A 22746-nucleotide genomic window follows, 5' to 3' on the forward strand; every position below is an offset into this window, starting at 1 on the left:
GCGACGACATCACTGCATCGTTGCTCTGGCGTTCAGACCGCCTGCGGATGCAGGTGATAGCGCCGCACCACCCATTTCTCCAGCTCTGCCAAGGCAAATAGCGCCAGGCCCGCCAGCAGCACCCGCAGCCATTGCTCCAGGCTCATGCCGACCGAGCCGAATACGCCTTGCAGCGGCGGCGCGTAGGTGAACAGCGCCTGCAGCACCAGACACAGGGTGATGGTCAGCAGTACCGCTCGGTTGCCCAGCAGGGCTTCGCGGCTGAGCACCGAGCCGAACAGGCTGCGGCAGTTGAGCAGGTAGAAGATCTCGCACATAACCACGGCGTTGACCGCCACGGTCCTTGCACTGCCCAGGTCGTTGCCAAGCTGCAGTTCCCAGAGGAACAGGGCGATGCCGGCACCGGCGATGAGCACCGAGATCATCACCACGCGCCAGACGAAGAAGCCGGACAGTAGAGGCTCGTTCGGCGCCCGCGGAGCGCGGTTCATCAGGCCGCGCTCGCTGGGCTCGAACGCCAGCGCCAGACCCAGGGTGCTGGAGGTGACCATGTTGATCCACAGCACCTGCGCCGGTGTCAGTGGCAGCATCACCTGGAACAGGATGGCGAAAATCACGATCAGCGCCTGGCCGCCGTTGGTGGGCAGGGCGAAGAGAATGAATTTCTTCAGGTTGTCGTAGATCGCCCGACCCTCGCGCACGGCGCCGGCGATGGTGGCGAAATTGTCGTCGGCCAGCACCACTTCGGCCGCTTCCTTGGCCGCTTCGGTGCCCTTCAGGCCCATGGCGACGCCTACATCGGCGCGTTTCAGGGCCGGCGCATCGTTGACTCCGTCACCGGTCATGGCCACCACCTGGCCGCTGTCCTGCATGCTCTGCACCAGGCGCAGCTTGTGCTCCGGGCTGGCCCGAGCGAATACCTCGACGCCGGGCAGCACCTCGCGCAGGCGGCGGTCATCGAGCAGCTCCAGCTCGGCGCCGGTCAGCGCCGGCAGGCCGACGCCGATGCCCAGTTGCGCGCCGATGGCGCGTGCGGTTTCGGCGTGATCGCCGGTGATCATCTTCACTCGAATGCCGGCGCGCTGGCATTCGGCCACGGCGGCGATGGCTTCTTCCCTAGGCGGGTCGATGATGCCGACCAGGGCCAGCAGCGTCAGCCCATCCTCCACGTCGGCGAAGTTCAGCGTGCGCTGTTCAGCCGGTGCGGCCTTGCTGGCCAGGGCCAGCAGGCGCAGCCCACGGGCGGCCAGGTCGGTGGCCTGGCGTCGCCAGTAATCGGCGTCCAGTGGCACGCTGCCGCCGTCTGCGCTGCGCTGGCTGGAGCACATCTCCAGCACGCGCTCCGGAGCGCCCTTCAGATAGATCAGACCATGGCCGGTGTGATCGTGATGCAGGGTCGCCATGAAGCGATGCTCGGACTCGAACGGAATCGCGTCGCTGCGTGGCAACTGCATCTGCAGGCTGTGAATATCGAGGCCGCTTTTCAGTGCCAGAGTCAGCAGCGCGCCTTCGGTGGGGTCGCCGTGCAACAGCCAGTGGCCGGCTTCGTTCTGATGCAGGCGGGCGTCGTTGCACAGTTGCGCGGCGCGGGCGATCTCCAGCAGGTCGGCGTCGGGCTCGTGCAGCGTGCCGTCCTGGTGGAAGGCTCCTTCCGGGGCGTAGCCAACACCGGAGACATCGAGAACGCGGCTGGCGCTGACCACGCGCTGCACCGTCATCTCGTTGCGGGTCAGGGTGCCGGTCTTGTCCGAGCAGATCACCGTCACCGAACCCAGGGTTTCCACCGCCGGCAGGCGCCGTACGATGGCGTTGTGACCAGCCATGCGCTGCACGCCGAGGGCCAGAATCACCGTCATGATCGCCGGCAGCCCTTCAGGGATGGCCGCTGCGGTCAGGGCCACCACCATCATGAACATGTCGCCGGGGTTCTGACCGTTCCACAGAATGCCGAGGACGAAGGTGGCGAAGGCCAGGATCAGGATGATCACCGCCAGCCAGCGGCTGAATTGTTCGATCTGCCGCAGCAGCGGGGTCGACAGCGCCTGAACCTGTTGCAACATGGCGCCGATGCGCCCCAGTTCGGTGTCGGCGCCGGTGGCCACCACCACGCCGGTGGCCTGGCCGCTGCTCACCAGCGTGCCGGAATAGGCCATGCAGCGACGGTCGCCGAGTGCGGCGTCGAGGTTGCAGTGGGCTACGGATTTTTCCACCGGGACCGATTCGCCGGTCAGTGCGGCTTCCTCCACCAGCAGGTTCTTCACGCCGAGCAGGCGCAGATCGGCCGGCACCTTGTCGCCGGATACCAGCAACACGACGTCGCCGGGCACCAGGTGTTCGGCATCTATTTCGTGGCGTTCTCCGCCGCGCAGCACCATGGCGTGAGGCGAGAGCATGTTGCGGATGGCGTCCAGCGCATTCTCCGCCTTGCCTTCCTGGATGAAGCCGATGATCACGTTGATCAGCACCGCGGCGAGAATTACCGAGGTGTCGATCCAATGGCCGAGCAGGGCGGTGATCAGCGCGGCCACCAGCATCAGATAGAGCAGCACGTTGTGAAACTGATAGAGCAGGCGCAGCAGCGGCCCACGGCGTTGCGGTGGTGGCAGGCGGTTGGCGCCATGGCGCTGCAGACGTCGTTCGGCTTCGGCCTGGCTGAGGCCGCTGGCGCTGCTGTGCTGCGCCTCGAGCGCCTGTTGTGCAGTCAAACCGTGCCAGGCGTGGTCACTATCTACAGAGGGTGAGCCGGACATGGACGCATCTCCTTCGGCGAGTCGGGTGATCTCACGGGCTTTCCTGGCAACCCTAGAGCGCTTTGCTGCGCTGTGCCTGACCTGCATCAAGGAGTGGACCGGCAGGAGCGGCTTGAATGTAACTCGGTGTGAATCCCATGGAGGAAACGAGATGATCAAGATTCTGGTAGCGACCGACCTGTCCGAGCGTTCGGCGCACGCGGTGCAACGCGCCGTACAACTGATCCGTCGCCAGGGTGGCGGCGAATGGAGCCTGCTGCATGTGATCGACGACGATGCGCCGGCCGCGCACGTGCAGCGTCAGGTGCAACAGGCAGAAACGCTGTTGCAGGCGCAGGCCGAGCGCCTTGGCGAACAGGCCGGCAGCGTGCCGCGGGTGATCGTGGCCACCGGCGAGGCCGCCACTCTGATCGTCGAAGGTGCCCAGGGCATGGGCGCCGATCTGCTGGTGGTGGGGGCCCATCGCAAGTCGGCATTGCGTGATTTCTTCGTCGGCACCACGCTCGAACGCGTTGTGCGCAGCAGCCATCTGCCGGTGCTGCGGGTCAATGGTCCGGTGACCCACGAGTACCGTCACGCGCTACTGGCGATGGACCTGTCGCGCACCTCGCAACACGCCCTCAAACGCGCACGCGACCTGGGTCTGGCGAGCCTGGACAGCCTGCATGTGGCCAGCGCGGTCGAGCCGCTGGCAGCGGGGGCGATGATGGAGGCGGGTATCAGCGCCGAAGTGATGGAAAACCAGCGCAAGCTGCTGCGTGAGCAACTGGTGGAGCGTCTGGATGCAGTCGGCGCGACGCTGAGCCACGAGCGCCTGCTGGTGCAGATCGGATCGCCCGAAGGGGTGATCGGTGAGGCCTTGCGTCAGTCCGGTGCCGATCTGCTGGTACTCGGCACCCATGCCCGTGAGGGCGTCTCGCGCTTCTTCCTGGGCAGCGTGGCCAGCCGCCTGCTGGGTACGCTCGACAGCGATGCCTTGATCGTGCCGCCGGCTGGCTGAACGGCTATGGCCTGCAGCCTGGATGAAATCCAGGGAGCCCTTGCAAACGCCCCCGGATTCATACGGGCTACGCGTTAGCTTAGGCAGCTTCGGCTTCGGTCGGCACCATGGCGGGCGTTTCCAGCTGCAAGGCGCAGGCGATTGCGGCCTGGCTGTGCCGGGCCAGTTCGTTGCGGCTGCGTGATTCGCTGGAAATCGGCTCAAGCAGGCGGATCTCCACCTCGCAGGCGGAACTGGAAAGCAGGCGCAGCAGGTGCGAGAGCATGTCATCGTCGCCCACGAAAGGCGCCACTGGGCAGGGCTGGCCATCGCGCAGATAACGAATCGCCACGGGCTGTACGGCCACGCCACTGTCGATGGCGCTGCTCAGCAAACGGCCGTGGAAGGTGCGCAGGGCCAGGCCATCGGTGGTAGTGCCTTCAGGGAAGATCAGCAGGTGATGGCCCTGCTGCAGGTGACGGGTGAGCTGCTGGCCGACCTGGCCGCTGTCGCCCGCGCCGCGACGGATGAACAGCGTACCGCCCTTGTGCGCCAGCCAGCCGGCCACTGGCCAGGCGCGCACTTCCGCCTTGGACAGGAAGGACAGCGGCTGCAGGGCGCCGAGCAGGGGAATGTCGGTCCATGACACATGGTTGGCCACCCACAGCATCGGCTTTTCGGGCAACTCGCCTTCGACCCGCACGCGAAACGGCAGCGCACCACCCAGGCGTGCCAGGAACCAGCGCGTCAGGCGCTGGCGCAGGGGCATCAGGTCGTGCCGTACCACGCGTTCGCACAGGCTGACGACGCCGGCCAGCAGGGTGCCGAAGGCGATGACCAGGGCCAGGTGGAACAGGCGTAGGGATAGACGCAGTTTGGCCATCGAGGCCTCCGGTTGAAAGCGGGTGCCGGCATTATCCACGGGTAGCGCCGTTTGGCCATTAGCGGCAGTCATGTCGCTCCTGCAACCGGGTTCAGACTGCGGCCTTGAAGTGCCGGGCGTAACGCGGGCACAGCTCGTCGCGCTTGAGCAGGATGAACACGTCGGCCACCTGGAAGTCCCTGTCCCAGCAGGGTTCGCCGCAGATCTTCGCGCCCAGGCGCATGTAGGCCTTGAGCAGCGGCGGCATTTCGGCGATGACGTTGCCCGGCAGATCCAGCTGCGGCAGTGGGTGCTTGGGTTCGGCACGCAGGTGCTCGGTGCACAGGTAGCGCTCGCGCAGGCGCTGCATCACGGCATGGGCCTGGATGCCGCCGTCCTGCATGGAGATGCTGGCGCAGCCCATCAGGTAGCGATAGCCGCCCTCGTTGAGCACTTCGGCCAGTTCGCTCCAGAGCACGGCGATGGTGGCGCCGTTGCGGTAGGCGATATCGACGCAGGTGCGGCCGATCTCCAGCACCGGGCCTTCGAGGCCGGCCAGGCCGTGCAGGGCGAATTCCTCTTCGCTGTAATAGCGCCCCAGGCCTGCGGCGGCCTGGTGGTCGAGCAGGCGGGTGGTGGCTACCAACTGGCCGCTTTCCAGGTCACGCACGCCGATATGGCGGCAGTGGATATCGTAGTCGTCCATGTCCAGACCCAGTTCGGCGCCGTTGAGCTTGGCGTCGAATTCTGCGCTGAACACGCGATAGCGCAAGGCCTGAGCTTCACGCAGGGCGGCGGGGCCTTGCAGGCGTTCGGCCTGCAGACGGCGAGCGTTTTGAGTCATGCCAGATCCTCCGTGTGCCGGCTGGATGCTTGCAGCCGGTCGATCTTGTTGGGCAAGCTCAGGCTAGGTAGCTGCGGTGTCACCACCGTGAAGCTTTTTTGATGCTTGTGTGACGGCAGTCCGAAGCTGCCCACGAGGAGAGCCGCAATGCCTTGGTCGAGCCTGTTTCAGCCCATCGAGCGTCTGACTGCCGAAGCCGGGCTGGAGGATTGGTATGCACGTCTGCTGGCGCGACTGGGCGGCACGCCGCAGCCTTTCGAGCTCGCTTTGCTGGGCGGTCTGCAGGCGGCCACGCCGGGCCTGGCCTTTCTTGCCGGCTATCAGGCGGCGCTGCGCATGCTCTGGCCGGCGGCGCCCTGGACGGCCGGCGCGCTGTGCGTAACGGAGAGTCGCAGCACGCGACCTGCCGACATGACCACGCGCATCGAAGGCCTGCAGATCAGCGGTCGCAAGGATTTCGTCACCGCCGCCGAATGCGCCGACTGGCTGCTGGTGGCGGCGCGCGAGGAGGGCGAGGGACAACCGCCACGCCTTGCCCTGGGTGTGTTGCGCCAGGGGGCATCGGGCGTGCGTATCGAGCCACTGCCTGCGCTGCCGTTGATGCCGGACATCGGCCATGCGCGACTGCATTTGCAGCAGGCGCAGAGCGAGCGCCTGGCCGGCGATGGTTGGGACGACTACGTGAAACCCTTTCGAACCCTGGAGGACGTGCACGTGCTCACAGCGGTGAGCGCCTGGCTGTTCGGCATCGGCCGTGAATGTAACTGGCCGGACGCCTTGCTCTTGCGTCTGCAGGCGCTGCTCGCCGGGTGCGCCGAGCTGGCGCGGCAGGCGCCCAATGCGCCGACCACGCACTTGCTGCTGGCCGGCCTTTTCGCGGAGCAGCAGGCCTTGGCCGACGAGATGGAGGCCGCTCTGGCGACCGGGCCGACGCATTGGGCGGAACTGTGGCGGCGTGACAGGGGCTTGCTGCGTATTGCCGAGGCGGCGCGCGCTAAACGCCTGGAGAAAGCGCGGCAGATTGTCGCCGGCTGTTGATCCATATCAGTACCGGCTGGCGGAGGCGCGCATAAGGTTGCCTGGTGAATCATCCAAGAGGTTTCCATGCGCCGCGAGCCCATCGTGCTGTTCGATAACGGCAGCCACCAATGCCTGATGTTCGATGACCTGGTCAGCGGCGAAGGCGTGCAGTCCAACCAGTTTCTGATCACCGACAACGAGCAGTATCTGCTGCTCGATCCGGGTGGCGACCTGACCTACACGCCTCTGTCGCTGGAGCTGTCCAAGCATATTCCGGTGCAGGATCTGACCTACATCTTCGCCTCGCACCAGGACCCTGACATCATCGCCTCGCTGGACAAGTGGCTGCTGCACACCCGCGCGCGGGTGATCTGCTCCAAGCTGTGGGCGCGCTTTCTGCCGCACCTGACAGCCAACTACCTGGTGCTGAGCCGCGGCATCAACACCTTCGACCGCATCATCGCCCTGCCTGATCGCGGCCAGAGCATTCCGCTCGGCAAATGCTCGCTCAAGGCCGTGCCGGCGCACTTTCTGCACTCGGTGGGCAACTTCCAGGTGTACGATCCGGTGAGCAAGATCCTCTTCTCCGGCGACATGGGCGCCTCGATGGTCGACGACGCTACGCCGGTGCGCGATTTCGTCAACCACGTGCCGAACATGGAGGGCTTCCATCGCCGCTACATGGCCGGCAACAAGGCCTGCCGCCTGTGGGCGGCGATGGTGCGCGAAATGGATGTGGAAATGATCGTGCCGCAGCACGGCCGGCCCTTCGTCGGCGCGGAAATGATCAGCGCCTTTCTCTACTGGATCGAGAACCTCGAATGCGGTCTCGATCTGATGGGGCCCGAGGATTATCAACTGCCCAAGTGACGGCAGAGGCGCGCTGCCCGAAAGAGCCGCGGAGATGGCGCAACAGGCCCTTCAAGCCGTCATCTTCGTCATGCTAGGGTGCGCCACGATTTCTGATCGAGGCCGCCCATGCCCACTTCCTTGCTTCGTCGACTGAGCCTGGCGCTCGCTCTCAGCCTGGCTGCCAGCACCGCCCTGGCGCAGAGCTGGCCGCAACCCGACTGGCAGAGCCAACCTCGTATCGACAGCGCCGCGCTGGCCGAACTGGAACACTACGCTTTTCCCGAGCGCGATGACGTCGAGCGCACGGGCGTGCGTACCGACGCGCTGCTGGTGATACGCGACGGGCAGATCGTCTACGAGCGCTACGCCGAGCCCACCACGGCGCAGACCGCGCACCTGACCTGGTCGATGGCCAAGAGCCTGCTCGCCACTATCCTCGGTGTGGCCTATGGCGAAGGACGCTTCAAGCTCGATGCGCCGGCCGCGCAGTACTACCCGGCGATGGCCGAGCATGCGCAGATCAAGATCGGCCACCTGCTCAACTGGGCCTCGGGCCTGACCTGGGAAGAAGATTACGAATACGCGCCGCTGAAATCCTCGGTGGTGGCCATGCTCTATACCCGTGGCCGCGCCGACATGGCCGCGTTCACCGCCGCACACGAGGCCGATGCCGCGCCTGGCGTGCGCTTCCGTTACTCCAGTGGCGACAGCAATGTGTTGGCTGCCGCGTTGCGTGGCATGGTCGGCGACCAGGCTTATGCCGATTATCCCTGGACGGCACTGTTCGAGCCGCTGGGCATCACCAGCGCGACCTGGGAGCGCGATGCCAGCGGCACCTTCGTCGCCTCGTCCTATGCTTACCTGAGCGCGCGTGACCTGGCCCGGGTCGGCCTGCTGATGCAGCGCGGCGGACGTTGGGGCGAGCGCCAGTTGCTGCCGACTGCCTGGATCGATTTCGTCTCCACACCCTTCGCTGGTTATCAGCCACAGGGCTTCGCGCCGGGCGATGCCGTGCCGGGTGGGCACTGGTGGCTCAATGCCGAGTTGCCGGGCGCCGCGCGGCCCTGGCCGGATGCGCCGGCCGACACCATCGCCGCGCTGGGCCACTGGGGGCAGGGGTTGTACGTGATGCCGCAGGAGAAGCTGGTGGTGGTGCGCTACGCCGATGACCGCGACCGCAGTTTCCAGCACAACGAATTGCTCAAACGCGTGCAGGCGGCCTTCGCCACGGAGGTGCAGCCATGATTCGTCGTCACCCGATCCTCAGCATGCTGGCGCTGCTGCTGATCCTGCTGCTGGCCTGGGCCTGGCCGAACCGCGCGCATCTGGCGGCGTTTCCCGACATCATCGGTGCCTACACGGCCAAGGAGTATTGCTCCTGCCGTTACGTCAGTGGTAACCCGGCGGCCTATTGCGAGGGCTATGTGAAGCAGTACGTGCCGATCAGCAGCCTGCTCGATGACGAGAACGCCAGGCGCGTGACCGCCAGCGGGCTGGGCCGCACCCACAGCGCGGTATGGCTGGGCGAGCGGCAGGGCTGCCAGTTGTTGCCGAACGAGTAGAGCCGGCCCTCTCCCCCCAACCCCTCTCCACCAGGCGTGCCCCCATAAAATTAATAGGAGAGGGGAGCCAGGCGCGTCTTGCTTTGCAACGCCGGCCTTGGCGACTATCGTTGCCGCCTGGTCATGCCTTTATCGAGTTTTCATGCGCCGTTCGCTCCTCGCCCTGTTGCTTGCTGCCGCCTTGCCCGTTCACGCCGACTGGTATCTGGACAACGAGTCCTCGCGGCTGTCGTTCATCTCCACCCATTCCGGCAGCCAGTCGGAGGTGCATCGCTTCCTCACCCTGCACGGGCAGATCGCCGCCGATGGACGTGTGCGCCTGCGTGTGGATCTGGATTCGCTGAGCACCGGCATCCCACTGCGTGACGAACGACTGCGAACCCTGCTCTTCGACACCTCGCGTCTGCCCGAGGCGCGCATCAGTGCCCAGGTCGAGCTGCCGCAACTCACCGACCTGGCGCCCGGCGCGCAGTTGGAATTGCGTATGCCGCTGCAGCTGACCCTTAACGAGCGCACGCAAGAGCTGGACAGCGAGCTGTTGGTGACCCGCCTCGATGATCGCCGCTTTCAGGTCGTGACCCTGGCGCCGTTGGTGTTGCACGCCGAGGACTTCGCCCTGGGCAGTGGCGTCGAGGCGCTGCGCAAGCTCGCCGACCTGCCGGCCATCAGCCTGTCGGTGCCGGTGGGTGCCGTGCTGATCTTCACGGCGCGTTGAGCGTGCACAAGCGCGGCCGCATATTTCCCTGGCGCGGTGGCAATCGCTTCGAGTTGCTGCTGGACGGGCCGGCGTTCTTCCCGCGCATGCTGGCAGCCATCGAGGGCGCCAGGCGGCAGGTGGAGATCGAGCTTTACCTGATCGAGGACGGGCGCTGCAGCGAGCGTCTGGTCGATGCCCTGTGCCGGGCGGCCGAACGAGGGGTGACGGTGCGCGGCCTGTTCGATGCCTTTGGCGCGGCCCGCCTGGGGGCCTCGCTGCGTGAGCGCATGCAGGCCGCGGGGGTGCAGTTGCGCTGGTATAACCCGGTGCGTTGGCGGCGTGGCATCCGCAACTTTCACCGCGATCACCGCAAGCTGCTGCTGGTGGATCAGTGTCTGGCATACGTGGGCGGCACCGGCTCCACCGACGAGTTCTGGCTGCCGGATGAAGCCCGCAGCCCCTGGCACGAAGCCATGGTGGAAATCGAGGGGCCGCTGGTGGGCGACTGGCAGCAGTTGTTCGAGCAACTCTGGCGTGCACGGTTTTCCTGGCGCCCGAGTCATCAGCCGGTTGCGCTGAGCCTGCCCGAATGTCCGCCAGCCGGCGTCGGTCTCGGGCGTGTCGCTTATGCCGATGCGGCGCAGCATCGCGATATTCTGCTTTCACTGCTGCGCGCGCTACGAGGCGCCAGGCAGCGCGTCTGGCTGGCCACGCCGTACTTCCTGCCCACCTGGAAAATCCGTCGAGCCCTGCGCCGCGCGGCGGCCCGAGGTGTCGAGGTGCGCCTGTTGCTGGCCGGGCGCAACACCGATCATCCACCCGTGCGTTTCGCCGGTCAGCGCTATTACCCAAAGCTGCTTAGGGCCGGCGTGCGCATCTTCGAATACCAGCCGCGTTTCCTGCATCTGAAGATGGTGCTGGTGGACGACTGGGTCAGCGTCGGCTCGTGCAATTTCGACCACTGGAACCTGCGCTTCAACCTCGACGCCAACGTCGAGGCTCTCGATCCGGCCTTCGCTAAGGCGGTGGCGGCCAGTTTCATCGAGGACTTCGGTAACAGCCGCGAGATCACGCTCGACGACTGGCGCCGTCGCCCCTGGTGGCGCCGCGCGCAACAGCGCCTCTGGGGCTGGCTGGATCGCCTGACGGTAAACCTGCTGGACCGTTGGCGCTGAGGCTCCGAAGGCTCTATCTCAGACGTTTCGTTCACATTCGGAAAAGCATTGCCGCGTTGGCGCTGCAGGGTGGTTGCTATAGTCGCCAGCTCAGTGACGTCTGCGCCTGGCCGTAGCAGGCGTTCAGCCGCGAAACCGCCATAGGAATGCGCACGTGAAGAAATCCCTGCTCATCGCGACACTTTCCGCCAGCCTCCTTCCCCTCTCCCTGCTCCAGGCTGCACCTCAGGCCGGTTATGGCCCGCAGTTGGAAGGCTTCGACTATCCCCATCCCATCGAACGGTTCGAATTCAGTTCGCAGCAGCAGAAGCTGTCGATGGGCTACATGGACGTGAAGCCAGCCGGCGAGGGCAATGGCCGCACGGCGGTGCTGCTGCATGGCAAGAACTTTTGTGGCGCCACCTGGGGGGCGACCATCAAGGCACTGAGCGATGCCGGCTACCGTGTGATCGCCCCGGATCAGATCGGTTTCTGCAGTTCGAGCAAGCCGCGCGGCTATCAGTTCAGCTTCGGCCAACTGGCCAGCAATACCGATGCGCTGCTGGAGTCGTTGGGGGTGGAGAAGGCCACGGTGATCGGCCACTCCATGGGCGGCATGCTGGCCGCGCGCTACGCACTGGCGCATGCCGATCGGGTGGAACGGCTGGTACTGGTCAACCCCATCGGTCTGGAGGACTGGCAGGCCGAGGGCGTGCCCTACGTGACGGTCGATCAGCTCTATCAGGGCGAGCTGAAGACCTCCTACGAGAGCATCAAGAACTACCAGCTGAAGTTCTACTACAACGGCGTGTGGAAGCCCGAGTACGACCGCTGGGTCGATATGCTCAACGGCATGTACAGCGGTCCGGGCAAGGAGATCGTGGCCTGGAACCAGGCGCAGACGGCGGAGATGCTTTTCACCCAGCCGGTGGTGCATGAGTTCGCCAACATCAAGGCGCCGACCCTGCTGCTGATCGGCGGCAAGGATCGCACCGCACCGGGTGCCAACCGTGCGCCGGAGGATGTCGCCAAGCGTCTTGGCAATTACCCGGAACTGGGGCGCAAGACTGCCGAGACGATTCCCGAGGCGAAACTCGTGGAGTGGCCGGAGCTCGGCCATTCGCCGCAGGTGGAAGCGCCGGCGCTGTTCCACGAAGTGTTGTTGCGCGAGCTGGCAGCCAGCGGCAACTGATCGACCTGGCAGAGCCTGGCCCCAGGCTCTGCCCCTTCTTCAGGACGCCATTCGCGTCGTCCTCTGGCAGAGTCATCGGTGTCTGCCTGCAAATAGTTCCCCACCCGCCTGATGGTCCGTCATTCAGCAAGCTGAGGTCGGCCCGCGTGCGCCCGTTTCAGGGCGCCGTTCATCCTTTCGGGCGACAGGTGAAATCCCTCCTTGGTGCGCTTATCCGGGGCCTGTTCCCCGCCTAGGGTTGGCGCTGCAGTACCCAATACCTAGGAGACCCGCATGACAACAACAACAGGGCCCGGACTATTCCAGCCGCACACCTTGGCTTTGGCCGTCGCCGTCGGTTTCGCCGCTCCGGCACAGGCCGTCACTTTCAATATCGGTGAGATCGAAGGGCAGTTCGACAGCGCGTTGTCGATCGGTGCCAGTTGGTCGATGCGCAGCCCCGATCGTGACCTGATCGGCCCCAACAATGGTGGCCAGGGCCAGGCGCAGACTGGCGATGACGGGCGCCTGAATTTCAAGAAGGGCGAGACCTTCTCGAAGATCTTCAAGGGCATTCACGACCTGGAGCTGAAGTACGGTGATACCGGCGTCTTTGTGCGCGGCAAGTACTGGTACGACTTCGAGCTCAAGGACGAAAGCCGCCTGTTCAAGGACATCAGCGACCACAACCGCAAGGAGGGGGCCAAGTCCGCCGGGGCGGAAATTCTCGACGCCTTCCTCTACCACAATTACGCCATCGGCGATCTGCCGGGCACGGTACGGGTCGGCAAGCAGGTGGTGAGCTGGGGCGAGAGCACCTTCATCGGCAACAGCATCAACTCGATCAACCCCGTCGACGTCGCGGCTTTCCGTCGCCCTGGTGCGGAGATCAAGGAGGGCCTGATTCCGGTGAACATGCTCTACGTTTCGCAGAGCCTCACCGACCGTTTGAGCATGGAGGCCTTCTACCAGCTGGAGTGGGACCAGACCATCCTCGACAACTGCGGCACCTTCTTCTCCACCGCCGACGTAGCCGCCGACGGTTGCGACAGCGGCTATCACATCGGCTCGCCGGCCATCGCACCGCTGCAGCCGGTCGCTGCTGCGTTCGGTCAGGGCTTTCGTGTCGACAGCGAAGGGGTGATCCTGCCGCGCGCCGGTGATCGTGATGCGCGCGACAGTGGCCAGTGGGGTCTGGCGTTGCGTTGGCTGGGTGACGAGACCGAGTACGGCGCCTACTTCATCAACTATCACAGTCGTACGCCGATCGTCGGCACGCAGAACGCCGGCCTGTCGACCCTGGCGGCGCTGCCGGGGATCATCGGCACCGCCGAGGGCATCGCACCGGGAAGTGGTGCCGGTCTGGCACAGAGCGTGATGCTTGGCAACGGCCGCTACTATCTGGAGTACCCGGAGGATATACGCCTCTACGGGCTGAGCTTCTCCACCACGCTGCCCACCGGCACGGCCTGGAGTGGCGAGATCAGCTATCGGCCCAATCTGCCGCTGCAGATCAACACCACCGACATGACCCTGAGCCTGCTCAACCCCATCGCTCCCGGCACGGCGCCGGTCACGGCCGGCCCCGGCCAGGACAACGTCGGCTACCGGCGCAAGGAAGTCACTCAGCTGCAGACCAGCTTCACCCACTTCTTCGATCAGGTGATGGGTGCGGGGCGCTTCACCCTGGTCGGCGAGATCGGCATGGCCCACGTCGGCGGGCTGGAGAGTCGCGAGGACCTGCGCTATGGCCGCGATTCGCTGTTCGGCGCCTACGGCTTTAACGGCGACACCCACGGCTTCACCACCAGCACCTCCTGGGGCTATCGAGTTCGCGGTATCTGGGAGTACAGCAACGTCTTCGCCGGAGTGAACCTCAAGCCGAACATCTCCTGGTCGCACGACGTCGACGGCTATGGGCCCAACGGCCTGTTCAACGAGGGTGCCAAGGCCATCAGCTTCGGTATCGACGCCGACTACCGCAATACCTACACCGCCAGCCTGTCGTACACCGACTTCTTCGGCGGCGATTACAACGTCGCGGTCGACCGCGACTTCCTGGCGCTCAGCTTCGGCGTGAGCTTCTAGGCCATCAGGATCAGTTGAGGAATGCAGATGAATACAACCCTGAAGATGCTCGGCGCACTTTCCCTGAGCCTGCTGGCCAGCGGCGTGCTGGCCGCGGTCAGCGAGCAGGAAGCGGCCAAGCTCGGTAACAGCCTGACCCCGCTGGGCGCGGAGATGGCCGGCAATGCTGCCGGCACCATCCCCGCCTGGGACGGTGGCCTGGCGGCCGATGCCGGGCAGGTGGACGCCCGCGGTTTTCTCAGTGACCCCTTCGCGGGCGAACAGCCGCTATTCACCATTACCGCGCAGAATCTGGATCAGTACCGTGACCGTCTCACTGCGGGACAACTGGCGATGTTCCAGCGTTATCCGGAAAGCTACCGCATGGCGGTATACCCGACCCACCGCAGCGCCGCGGTGCCGGACAACATCTATGCCGCGGCCAAGACCAGTGCGCTGAACACCGGGCTGGTGGCAGGCGGTAACGGTTTGACCAACTTCGGTCAGAGCCGTTACTACGCGTTCCCGATTCCGCAGAGCGGCCTGGAGGTGGTGTGGAACCACATCACCCGCTATCGCGGCGGCAACCTGCGCCGCAGCATCGTCCAGGCTTCGCCACAGGCCAATGGATCCTACACGCTGGTCAATTTCGAGGATGAGGTCGCCTTCCCGGACAACATTCCCGACATGGACCCGGCCAAGGCGGAAAACACTCTGCTGCTGTTCAAGCAGCGGGTCACCGCGCCGCCGCGCCTGGCGGGCAACGTGCTGCTGGTGCACGACTCGCTGGATCAGGTTCGCGAACCGCGCATGGCCTGGATCTACAACGCCGGCCAGCGTCGCGTGCGGCGTGCCCCGCAGGTGGCGTACGACGGCCCGGGCACTGCAGCCGATGGTCTGCGTACCACCGACAACTTCGACATGTTCAGCGGTGCTCCGGATCGTTACGACTGGAAGCTGGTGGGCAAGCGCGAGGCGTTCATCCCGTACAACAACTACCGGCTGGCCTCGCCGCAGGTGAAGTACAGCGACATTCTCAAGGCTGGCCATATCAATCAGGATCTGGCTCGTTACGAGTTGCACCGTGTGTGGGAGGTCGAGGCCACGCTCAAGAGTGGCGAACGCAACATCTACGCCAAGCGGCGCTTCTACGTGGATGAGGATTCCTGGCAGATCGCCCTGTCCGAGCATTACGACGGTCGGGGGCAGATGTGGCGCGTCGGTGAGGCCCTGCTGTTCCAGCAGTACGACAAGAAGGTGCCGGTATACGCGCTCGAAGCACTGTATGACGTGATCGCCGGACGCTATATCGCCATCGGCATGGCCAATGAGGAAAAGACTGCCGTGCAGTACGGTACTCAGGCCTCGGCCAAGGACTTCACTCCGGCAGCGCTGCGCAACGCTGGCGTGCGCTGACCACCAAGCAAGCCGAAGCAAGCCGGTGTCGCCCTGTGCGCCGCCGGCTTTTTTGTGCGCGCGCCTCTCTCACGTGAATCTCGCACCATAAGCGCCAAGGGGTGGTCGCGCGCGGTCAGCGGGGTACCATCGCTGAGTGGTTCAACAATGACAAGCAGAGAGAACCGCTGCCATGCCGACCCTTGCCATCGCCCGTCCGAGTGCGCTGCAGGTGCAACCTGCAGACCTGCCGCGTCTGCCACCCTGTGTGGTTTCCCGTCCCGCCCTGCAGCAGCGTCTGCTCGCCAGCGAGTCGCGCCTGCGCCTGCTCTGCGCGCCTGCCGGTACCGGCAAGAGCGTGCTGCTTGGCCAATGCGCGCGACAGACGCCTGCCACCATCGAGCGGGTATGGCTCGATCTTGCCGGGCGCAATCTGAGCCCCGCGCAACTGTGCAAGCGGCTGGCTGTTGCCATGCAGCTGTCGGGCGAGGATGTCAGCGAAGCCGGTCTGATCGACCGTCTGCATGAGCGGGCAGGGCGGTTGTGGATCTTTGTCGATGACTATCCGCGGCAGGCCGACGAGGCGCTCGATGCCTGCTTCGATCGCTTGTTCGCCGCAGCGCCGGCGCAGGTCACCTGGTGGGTCGCCAGCCGCCGGACGCCGACCTGGAATCTGCCGCGCCTGCTGCTGGAGGGCGATCTGCTGGAGCTCAAGGGCGAGGAGCTGGCGCTGGACAATACGATGCTCGACGAGCTGCTGGCGACACTTCAGGTGGATCTGGCCGATGACCTTCGGCAGGCCCTGCTAAAGGGTAGCGAGGGGTGGCTGGCGGCGATTCGTCTGCTGTTGCTCGATGCCGACGAGGACGCGCTGCGGCAGCGCTTGCAGGATGGTTGCCCGGTGCTGCATGACTACGTGCAACGGGAGGTGCTGGCCGATCTGGACGAAGAGCTGCGCAGCGATCTGCATGCGCTGGCCTTGCTGCCACGTTTTTCCCGGTCGCTGTGCGAGCACCTGCTGGAAGGCCGCGGTACCTTGTTGCTGAGCGAGCTGCAACGGCGTCAGTTGTTCATTCGCAGCCTGGACAGCAGTGGTAGCTGGTTCCGTCTGTGGCGACCGCTGGCCGATGTGCTGCGGCGCTTGCCGGGCGCTCCGGCACCGGCCTCGATCCATGTGCGCGCCTGCCAGTGGTTCGCTCAGCATGGCGATATCCGCGAGGCGGTCGAACATGCCTTGCAGGCGGGTCAGGTCGAGGTCGCGGTCAATTACCTGCAGCGCTTCAGCCAGGAGCAACTGTTGCAGGGGCACTCGGTGGCGCAGCTGCTGCAATGGCGCGAGGAGCTGCCGGACTGGCTGTTCGCCAGTTCACCGCGGCTGATCGTACTGCAGGCCTGGGCGCTGATCATTTGTGCCCGATTCGACGAAGCCAGTACCTGCATCCAGGGGCTGACGCATTTCATGCCGCAGCCCGATGCGCGACGTCAGCGCAAACTGATCGCCCACTGGCAGGCATTGATGGGTGTGCTGGCGCGTCAGTGTGGGCGCCGCGATGCCCGGCGACATTGCGAAGAAGCGCTGCAAATGCTTGACGATGACAGCTGGTCGCAGCGCGTGCTTTGTTATCAGGCGCTGGCCCAGCAGCATATGGCCGAACATGCCCTGGAACAGGCCAAGCAGGCGCTGGATCATGGCCTGCGTCTGGCGCGGCTGCGTGGCAGCCTGATCTACGAAGCCTTGCTCAATACCGATCACTGCCTGTTGTTGCAAATGCGTGGCGAGGCCGGGCGCGCGGCCGAGCTGGCCGAGCAGTCGCTGGCGCTGTTGCGAGAACGCTTCAACCACAGCCCGGTAGTTGCCCGCCTGTTGCTGGTACGGGCCAGCCTGCTGGCGCGCCAAGGCCTGGACGAGGCGGCGCAGCAGGCGTATCGCCAGGGGCTGCAGGAAGCCGAACATTGCGAGGATGCCTACATCATTTCCGGCTACCTGGGATTGCTGGAGCTGGCCGAGAGCCGTGGTGATCTTGAAGAAGCGCATCAGTGGTTGCAGAAAGCCGAGCGGGCCATGCAGTGGTCGCATGTGCCGGAAGTGCGTTACCGCTCGGTGTTGCGGCTGCAGGCGGGGCGCCTGCTGCTGCGTCAGGGACAGACCGGTCGCGCGCGCGAGTTGTTCGCCCAGACCCTGCAGCATTTGCAGCAGCGCCAGCAGCTGGCGCCGTCCGAGTTCTATGATTTGCTGCCGCGTCTGCGCCATTGTCTGGCGATCAGTGACCTGCTGCTCGGTCATCAGGCGGCTGCCGAGCATGCGCTGCGCCTGTTGCTGGACGAAAGCCAGCTCGCCGGACATCGCAGCCTTGCCTGTGAGTGCCGGGTCAGCCTGGCCGAAGCGCTGCTGGTACAGGGCCAGGTGGAACAGGCCGATGCCCTGTTGCAGCAGGCCATCGGTGAGGCGCGGCAACTGCGCCTGCTGCGACCCTTGCAGGAGCTGCAACAGCGCCAGGGGCAGTGGCTGGATCGTATGTTGCCAGGAGAGGTGGGGCAAAGCCTGCATCAGCGTCTGTTCGAGCCGGCGCCGCGGTTGGATGAACCGGCCAGCGCCGGCACCGCGCTGCTCAGCTCGCGCGAGCTGGCAGTGCTGCAGTTGATCGCCCAGGGCTGTTCCAATCAGGAAATCGCCGATCGCCTGTTCATCTCGCTGCACACGGTCAAGACCCATGCGCGGCGGATCAACGTCAAGCTCGGTGTGCAAAGGCGCACCCAGGCGGTGGCCATGGCCAAGGCCCAGGGGCTGATGGGGGATTAAGTTAGGCACAGCCTGCTGCGCGTCGGCGCTGCTGCGTTAGAAGCAGGCTGGAGCGCCAGCCCGGTCGAATGCTCATGTACAAAAGTACGCTCCGCTTGCTCGCCTCCTTCTGCCTTGCATCGCTCTAGCTCGCGAGGCTTCACAGGGAGTTGATCGCGAGAGGGTAAAAAGGTGAACGCTTAGCCAGTAGGGTGGGCTGGGCGGCGATCCGCTTTAGCCCACCAGATTTGGTCCGCATGGGCCGAAGCAGATCACCGCCCGGTCATCGCTGCATGCTCAGCCGAGCAGATAGAACGAGCCGCAGATCACCACGCCCGAGTACAGCAGCATGATCAGGCAGTAGCCCATGATGTCGCGCGCGCCGAGGCCGACGATGCCCAGCAGCGGCAGCGCCCAGAACGGCTGGATCATGTTGGTCCAGGCGTCGCCCCAGGCAATCGCCATGGCGGTGACGGTGGGCGATACGCCAAGGGCCTGGGCAGCCGGCAGCATGATCGGGCCCTGCACGGCCCACTGGCCGCCACCGGAGGGGACGAACACGTTGACCACACCGGCGCTGAGAAAGGCCAGCAGCGGGAAGGTGTCGGCCGACGACCAGGAAATGAACGCCTCGGTGATCTGCCGGCCGAGGGAGATGCCGTCGGCGTTGGCGCCCATCATCATGCCCATGATCCCGGCGTAGAAGGGAAACAGCAGGACGATGCCGCCGATGCCGCGCACGCTCTCGTCCACCGCACGCATGTAACGCTCCGGGGTGCCGTGCATCAGCAGGCCGCTGAACAGAAAGATGGCGATGACCACGTCCAGACCGAGCACGAAGCCCTTGCTGGCGAAGTGGTTGAACAGGTAGATGCCGGCCATGGCCACCAGCGCCAGACCCAGGATGCGGCTGTCGTCCAGGCGTTGTGCCGGGGTTTCACGGGCCGGCAGCTCGGCCTGCGATTCCACCAGCTTGGCCGGGTCGGCCACCTTGGCGCCCTGACGCGGATGCATGGCGCGGTTGAGCAGCGGCAGGCCGATCGCCAGCAGCGCAACGATGGTCAGGTTCAGCGGGCTGAACAGGGTCTGCATGATGCTCACTGGTTCGGTCAGCACGCCGGCAGTGATGCGCGCCAGATCGGGCCCGCCGGTGGCCATGGACAGCGGCACCGAACCGGCCAGGCCGCCGTGCCAGACCAGAAAGCCCGAGTAGGCCGAGGCCACCAGCAGCGGGTAGTCGACGCCTGCGACCTTGCGCGCCAGGGCGCGGGCGAACACCGCGCCGATCACCAGGCCGAAGCCCCAGTTGACCCAGCAGCCCACCAGCGCCACCAGGGTGACCATGACGATCGCCTGGCCCGGCGTGCGCGCGATCGCGGCCAGGCGGTCGAGCTGGCGGTTGATGATCGGCGCGCTGGCCAGAGCGTGGCCGGTGACGAAGATCAGCGCCATCTGCATGGCGAAGCCGAGCAGCGTCCAGAAGCCGCCGCTCCAGTGCTGGACCATGGCCGGTAGCGACTGGCCGGTGGAGAGAATGCCGGCAAGCAGCACTCCGAGGGTCAGGAGCGCAGAAAACACGAAAGGCGAGGGCAGGTATTTCTGTACCAGGCTCACGCTCATGCGGGTGAGGGAGTTGAACATCGAAGGTGCCTCTTTCTTATGGTTGTGTAAGGGCTTTGACCAGGCATTTGGAGGTTGGCTAAGCCTGGGTGTTGCAGTGGATATGACAAAGCCCGGCCGAGGCCGAGCTGTTTGCGTGGCCCGGATTGCATCCGGGCTACCTCGTTATAAATCGTCGCGGCTAAAGCCCCTCCCACAGGAGCCAGGCGGGCAGTGTGGGAGGCGCTTCAGCGGCGATTGTCCGGCGCTCAGACGCGCTCGATAGCCAGCGCCACGCCCTGACCGCCGCCGATGCACAGGGTGGCCAGACCCTTCTTGGCGTCGCGGCGGATCATCTCGTGCAGCAGGGTCACCAGTACGCGGCAGCCCGAGGCGCCGATGGGATGGCCCAGAGCGATGGCGCCACCGTTGACGTTGACCTTGTCGGCGTCCCAGCCCAGCTCCTGGCCGACCGACAGCGCCTGGGCGGCGAAGGCCTCGTTGGCTTCGATCAGGTCCAGATCGGCCAGGCTCCAGCCGGCCTTGTCCAGGCAGCGACGGGTGGCCGACACCGGGGCGATACCCATGATCGCCGGGTCGACACCGGCGTTGGCGTAGCCGGCAATCTTCGCCAGCACCGGCAGGCCCAGCTCGTGCGCCTTGGCCGCGCTCATCAGCAGTACGGCGGCGGCGCCGTCGTTAAGGCTGGAGGCATTACCGGCGGTGACGCTGCCATCCTTCCTGAACGCCGGCTTGAGCTTGGCCAGGGATTCGGCGGTGGTACCGGCACGTGGCTGCTCGTCACGGGTGAAGGCGACGGGGTCGCCCTTGCGTTGCGGGATCAGCACTGGAGTGATCTCGGCATCGAAACGACCGGCTTCGATAGCGGCCACGGCCTTGCGCTGCGACTCGGCGGCGAAGGCGTCCTGCGCTTCACGGCTGATGCCGTATTTCTCCACCAGATTCTCGGCGGTGATGCCCATGTGGTAGTCGTTGAAGGCATCCCACAGGCCGTCGACGATCATGCTGTCGAGCATCTGGGCGTGGCCCATGCGCAGGCCGGTGCGGGCCTTGGGCAGCACGTAGGGCGCCAGGCTCATGTTCTCCATCCCGCCGGCGATCACCACCTCGGCATCGCCACAGCGAATGGCCTGGGTGGCCAGGTGCAGGGCCTTGAGGCCAGAGCCGCAGACCTTGTTCAGGGTCATGGCCGGCACGGCATGCGGCAGGCCGGCGCGAATGGCGGCCTGGCGTGCGGGGTTCTGCCCGGAGCCTGCGGTGAGCACCTGACCGAGGATGACTTCATCGATCTGAGCGGCGTCGAGGCCGGTTTGTTCGAGCAGGCGCTTGATGACAATGGCGCCGAGTTCTGGGGCGGGAATCTCGGCCAGGCTGCCCTGGAAGCTGCCGATGGCGGTGCGTGTGGCGGCGACGATGACGACGTCTTGCATGGGAAATCCTCTTGGCGGGTGGGCCGCGTATTGTGGGAGGCGCTTTAGCGGCGAGCCTTCCTTGTCGCGGCTAAAGCCCCTCCCACAATGTAGAAAACGCTCTGTAGGCGCCGTGCGTGGTGGCGCCTACAGAACGGTAGACAACTTAGAAGCTCATTTCCGGCACGTGTTCGGGGACGATCAGCTTGCCGGCAGTCTTGGCCACGATTTCCTCGACGCTCACCCCTGGCGCGCGTTCGCGCAGGATGAAGGCGTTGTTCTCGATCTCCAGATAGGCCAAGTCGGTCAGCACCTTGCGGATGCAGCCACAGCCGGTCAGCGGCAGGCTGCAATGCTCCAGCAGCTTGGATTCGCCGTCCTTGGAGGCGTGGGTCATGGTGACGATGATGTTGTCGGCACCGGCCACCAGGTCCATGGCGCCGCCCATGCCCTTGACCAGCTTGCCGGGGATCATCCAGGACGCGATGTTGCCGCGCACGTCCACCTCGAAGGCGCCGAGCACGGTCAGGTCGACATGGCCGCCACGAATCATGGCGAAGGACTGCGACGAGTCGAAGATCGCCGCGCCCTTGATCGCGGTGACGGTCTGCTTGCCGGCGTTGATCATGTCGGCGTCCACTTCGTCTTCCGTCGGGAAGGCGCCCATGCCGAGCAGGCCGTTCTCCGACTGCAGCATCACCTGCATGCCTTCGGGTACGTAGTTGGCGACCAGGGTGGGAATGCCGATGCCGAGGTTGACGTAGAAGCCGTCCTGCAGCTCGCGGGCCACGCGCTGGGCCATTTGTTCACGGGTCAGTGCCATGCTCTTGTCCTCAGCTGCGCAGGGTGCGTTTTTCGATGCGTTTCTCGAAGCTGCCGCAGATCAGCCGGTCGACATAGATGCCGGGGGTGTGAATCTGCGTCGGGTCGAGTTCACCGGGCTCGACGATCTCCTCGACCTCGACCACGGTGATGCGTCCGGCGGTGGCGACCACCGGATTGAAGTTCTGCGCGGTGTGGCGGTAGACCACGTTGCCGAAGTGGTCGGCCTTCCAGCCCTTGACGATGGCGAAGTCGCCGGTGATGGCCGGTTCGAGGATGTAGTGGCGGCCGTTGATTTCGCGCGCCTCCTTGCCTTCGGCGACCGGGGTGCCGTAGCCGGTGGCGGTGAAGAAGGCAGGGATGCCGGCGCCGCCGGCGCGCAGCTTCTCGGCCAGGGTGCCCTGCGGGGTGAGTTCGACTTCCAGCTCGCCGGAGAGCAGCTGCTGCTCGAACAGGGCGTTCTCGCCCACGTAGGAGGCGATCATCTTGCGGATCTGCCGGTCTTCCAATAGCACGCCGAGGCCGAAGCCGTCGACGCCGCAGTTGTTGGACACCACAGTCAGATCGCGCACGCCTCGACGGCGGATCTCATTGATCAGATTTTCGGGGATGCCGCACAGGCCAAAACCGCCGGCCAGTACAGTCATGCCGTCCTGCAGGCCGTCCAGGGCTTCTGCATAGCTGCCGACGCGTTTGTCGAGTCCGCTCATTCGGGGCTGCCTCTTGTTGTTATCTGTTTGGGCCAAGCTTCTGCGCTACAGGC

Annotated in this window: 18 protein-coding genes; 11 read left to right on the top strand and 7 right to left on the bottom strand. The window is 65.4% G+C overall.

Annotation, left to right across the window (positions count from 1 at the left end; genetic code table 11):
• Positions 1-32 precede the first annotated feature (32 nt).
• A complete protein-coding gene (locus DXK50_RS13540; RefSeq protein WP_212630668.1) occupies positions 33-2750 on the bottom strand; it encodes a cation-transporting P-type ATPase in 2718 nt (905 codons plus the stop codon).
• 151 nt (positions 2751-2901) lie between these two features.
• On the opposite strand from DXK50_RS13540, the gene DXK50_RS13545 reads away from it, so the two are divergent.
• Positions 2902-3750, top strand: coding sequence for a universal stress protein (locus DXK50_RS13545; protein ID WP_212630669.1), 849 nt, complete (start codon positions 2902-2904; stop codon positions 3748-3750).
• Between the two features lie 79 nt (positions 3751-3829).
• Here DXK50_RS13545 and DXK50_RS13550 read toward each other — a convergent pair whose 3' ends face one another.
• Positions 3830-4612 (bottom strand): lysophospholipid acyltransferase family protein, encoded by a 783-nt coding sequence (locus DXK50_RS13550; protein WP_212630819.1) that lies wholly within the window; start codon positions 4610-4612, stop codon positions 3830-3832.
• Positions 4613-4703: 91 nt separating this feature from the next.
• Positions 4704-5435 (bottom strand): L-ornithine N(alpha)-acyltransferase, encoded by a 732-nt coding sequence (gene olsB / locus DXK50_RS13555; protein WP_161867389.1) that lies wholly within the window; start codon positions 5433-5435, stop codon positions 4704-4706.
• A 147-nt stretch (positions 5436-5582) separates the two neighbouring features.
• On the opposite strand from olsB, the gene DXK50_RS13560 reads away from it, so the two are divergent.
• The 10 genes from DXK50_RS13560 (at position 5583) to DXK50_RS13605 (ending at position 18153) form a co-directional block, all read left to right on the top strand.
• On the top strand, positions 5583-6473 hold the full coding sequence (locus tag DXK50_RS13560) for an acyl-CoA dehydrogenase middle domain-containing protein (protein ID WP_212630670.1): 891 nt from the start codon (positions 5583-5585) through the stop codon (positions 6471-6473).
• Between the two features lie 66 nt (positions 6474-6539).
• Positions 6540-7325: an oxygen-binding di-iron domain-containing protein gene (locus DXK50_RS13565; RefSeq protein WP_161867391.1), complete on the top strand. Its 786-nt coding sequence runs from the start codon at positions 6540-6542 to the stop codon at positions 7323-7325.
• A gap of 108 nt (positions 7326-7433) precedes the next feature.
• A complete protein-coding gene (locus DXK50_RS13570; protein ID WP_212630671.1) occupies positions 7434-8552 on the top strand; it encodes a serine hydrolase domain-containing protein in 1119 nt (372 codons plus the stop codon).
• The gene (locus DXK50_RS13575; RefSeq protein WP_161867393.1) at positions 8549-8869 is read left to right on the top strand and encodes an amidase; all 321 of its coding nucleotides are present in this window, start codon (positions 8549-8551) and stop codon (positions 8867-8869) included. The genes DXK50_RS13570 and DXK50_RS13575 overlap by 4 nt, the downstream gene beginning before the upstream one ends.
• Positions 8870-9011: 142 nt before the next feature.
• Entirely contained in the window at positions 9012-9584 is a 573-nt protein-coding gene (locus DXK50_RS13580) for a YceI family protein (protein ID WP_212630672.1), read from the top strand.
• A 2-nt stretch (positions 9585-9586) separates the two neighbouring features.
• Positions 9587-10741 carry a phospholipase D-like domain-containing protein gene (locus DXK50_RS13585; RefSeq protein WP_461818874.1) on the top strand — a complete coding sequence of 385 codons (1155 nt, stop codon included), beginning with the start codon at positions 9587-9589 and terminating at the stop codon, positions 10739-10741.
• A gap of 154 nt (positions 10742-10895) precedes the next feature.
• On the top strand, positions 10896-11912 hold the full coding sequence (locus DXK50_RS13590) for an alpha/beta fold hydrolase (protein WP_212630674.1): 1017 nt from the start codon (positions 10896-10898) through the stop codon (positions 11910-11912).
• Between the two features lie 273 nt (positions 11913-12185).
• A complete protein-coding gene (locus DXK50_RS13595; RefSeq protein WP_212630675.1) occupies positions 12186-13979 on the top strand; it encodes a DUF1302 domain-containing protein in 1794 nt (597 codons plus the stop codon).
• Between the two features lie 27 nt (positions 13980-14006).
• Complete coding sequence (locus DXK50_RS13600) at positions 14007-15374, top strand: DUF1329 domain-containing protein (protein WP_249186831.1); 1368 nt, start codon at positions 14007-14009, stop codon at positions 15372-15374.
• A gap of 172 nt (positions 15375-15546) precedes the next feature.
• A complete protein-coding gene (locus DXK50_RS13605; RefSeq protein ID WP_212630677.1) occupies positions 15547-18153 on the top strand; it encodes a LuxR C-terminal-related transcriptional regulator in 2607 nt (868 codons plus the stop codon).
• Positions 18154-18429: 276 nt separating this feature from the next.
• On the opposite strand, the gene DXK50_RS13610 is transcribed toward DXK50_RS13605, so the two are convergent.
• The 4 genes from DXK50_RS13610 to DXK50_RS13625 all read right to left on the bottom strand — a co-directional run bounded on the left by DXK50_RS13610 (position 18430) and on the right by DXK50_RS13625 (position 22693).
• Positions 18430-19773 (bottom strand): short-chain fatty acid transporter, encoded by a 1344-nt coding sequence (locus DXK50_RS13610; protein WP_212630678.1) that lies wholly within the window; start codon positions 19771-19773, stop codon positions 18430-18432.
• 227 nt (positions 19774-20000) lie between these two features.
• Positions 20001-21182 (bottom strand): acetyl-CoA C-acetyltransferase, encoded by a 1182-nt coding sequence (locus tag DXK50_RS13615; protein WP_212630679.1) that lies wholly within the window; start codon positions 21180-21182, stop codon positions 20001-20003.
• Between the two features lie 145 nt (positions 21183-21327).
• The gene (locus DXK50_RS13620) at positions 21328-21984 is read right to left on the bottom strand and encodes a CoA transferase subunit B (protein WP_161864611.1); all 657 of its coding nucleotides are present in this window, start codon (positions 21982-21984) and stop codon (positions 21328-21330) included.
• Between the two features lie 10 nt (positions 21985-21994).
• Positions 21995-22693, bottom strand: coding sequence for a CoA transferase subunit A (locus DXK50_RS13625; RefSeq protein WP_161864610.1), 699 nt, complete (start codon positions 22691-22693; stop codon positions 21995-21997).
• Positions 22694-22746 lie beyond the last annotated feature (53 nt).

The organism is Pseudomonas sp. KB-10, assembly GCF_018221585.1.
Classification (GTDB): Bacteria; Pseudomonadota; Gammaproteobacteria; order Pseudomonadales; family Pseudomonadaceae; genus Aquipseudomonas; species Aquipseudomonas yangonensis.

Coding starts and splice junctions, on each gene's coding strand:
- DXK50_RS13540 (WP_212630668.1), bottom strand. CDS start 2,750: ATGTCCGGCTCACCCTCTGTAGATAGTGACCACGCCTGGCACGGTTTG.
- DXK50_RS13545 (WP_212630669.1), top strand. CDS start 2,902: ATGATCAAGATTCTGGTAGCGACCGACCTGTCCGAGCGTTCGGCGCAC.
- DXK50_RS13550 (WP_212630819.1), bottom strand. CDS start 4,612: ATGGCCAAACTGCGTCTATCCCTACGCCTGTTCCACCTGGCCCTGGTC.
- olsB (WP_161867389.1), bottom strand. CDS start 5,435: ATGACTCAAAACGCTCGCCGTCTGCAGGCCGAACGCCTGCAAGGCCCC.
- DXK50_RS13560 (WP_212630670.1), top strand. CDS start 5,583: ATGCCTTGGTCGAGCCTGTTTCAGCCCATCGAGCGTCTGACTGCCGAA.
- DXK50_RS13565 (WP_161867391.1), top strand. CDS start 6,540: ATGCGCCGCGAGCCCATCGTGCTGTTCGATAACGGCAGCCACCAATGC.
- DXK50_RS13570 (WP_212630671.1), top strand. CDS start 7,434: ATGCCCACTTCCTTGCTTCGTCGACTGAGCCTGGCGCTCGCTCTCAGC.
- DXK50_RS13575 (WP_161867393.1), top strand. CDS start 8,549: ATGATTCGTCGTCACCCGATCCTCAGCATGCTGGCGCTGCTGCTGATC.
- DXK50_RS13580 (WP_212630672.1), top strand. CDS start 9,012: ATGCGCCGTTCGCTCCTCGCCCTGTTGCTTGCTGCCGCCTTGCCCGTT.
- DXK50_RS13595 (WP_212630675.1), top strand. CDS start 12,186: ATGACAACAACAACAGGGCCCGGACTATTCCAGCCGCACACCTTGGCT.
- DXK50_RS13600 (WP_249186831.1), top strand. CDS start 14,007: ATGAATACAACCCTGAAGATGCTCGGCGCACTTTCCCTGAGCCTGCTG.
- DXK50_RS13605 (WP_212630677.1), top strand. CDS start 15,547: ATGCCGACCCTTGCCATCGCCCGTCCGAGTGCGCTGCAGGTGCAACCT.
- DXK50_RS13610 (WP_212630678.1), bottom strand. CDS start 19,773: ATGTTCAACTCCCTCACCCGCATGAGCGTGAGCCTGGTACAGAAATAC.
- DXK50_RS13615 (WP_212630679.1), bottom strand. CDS start 21,182: ATGCAAGACGTCGTCATCGTCGCCGCCACACGCACCGCCATCGGCAGC.
- DXK50_RS13620 (WP_161864611.1), bottom strand. CDS start 21,984: ATGGCACTGACCCGTGAACAAATGGCCCAGCGCGTGGCCCGCGAGCTG.
- DXK50_RS13625 (WP_161864610.1), bottom strand. CDS start 22,693: ATGAGCGGACTCGACAAACGCGTCGGCAGCTATGCAGAAGCCCTGGAC.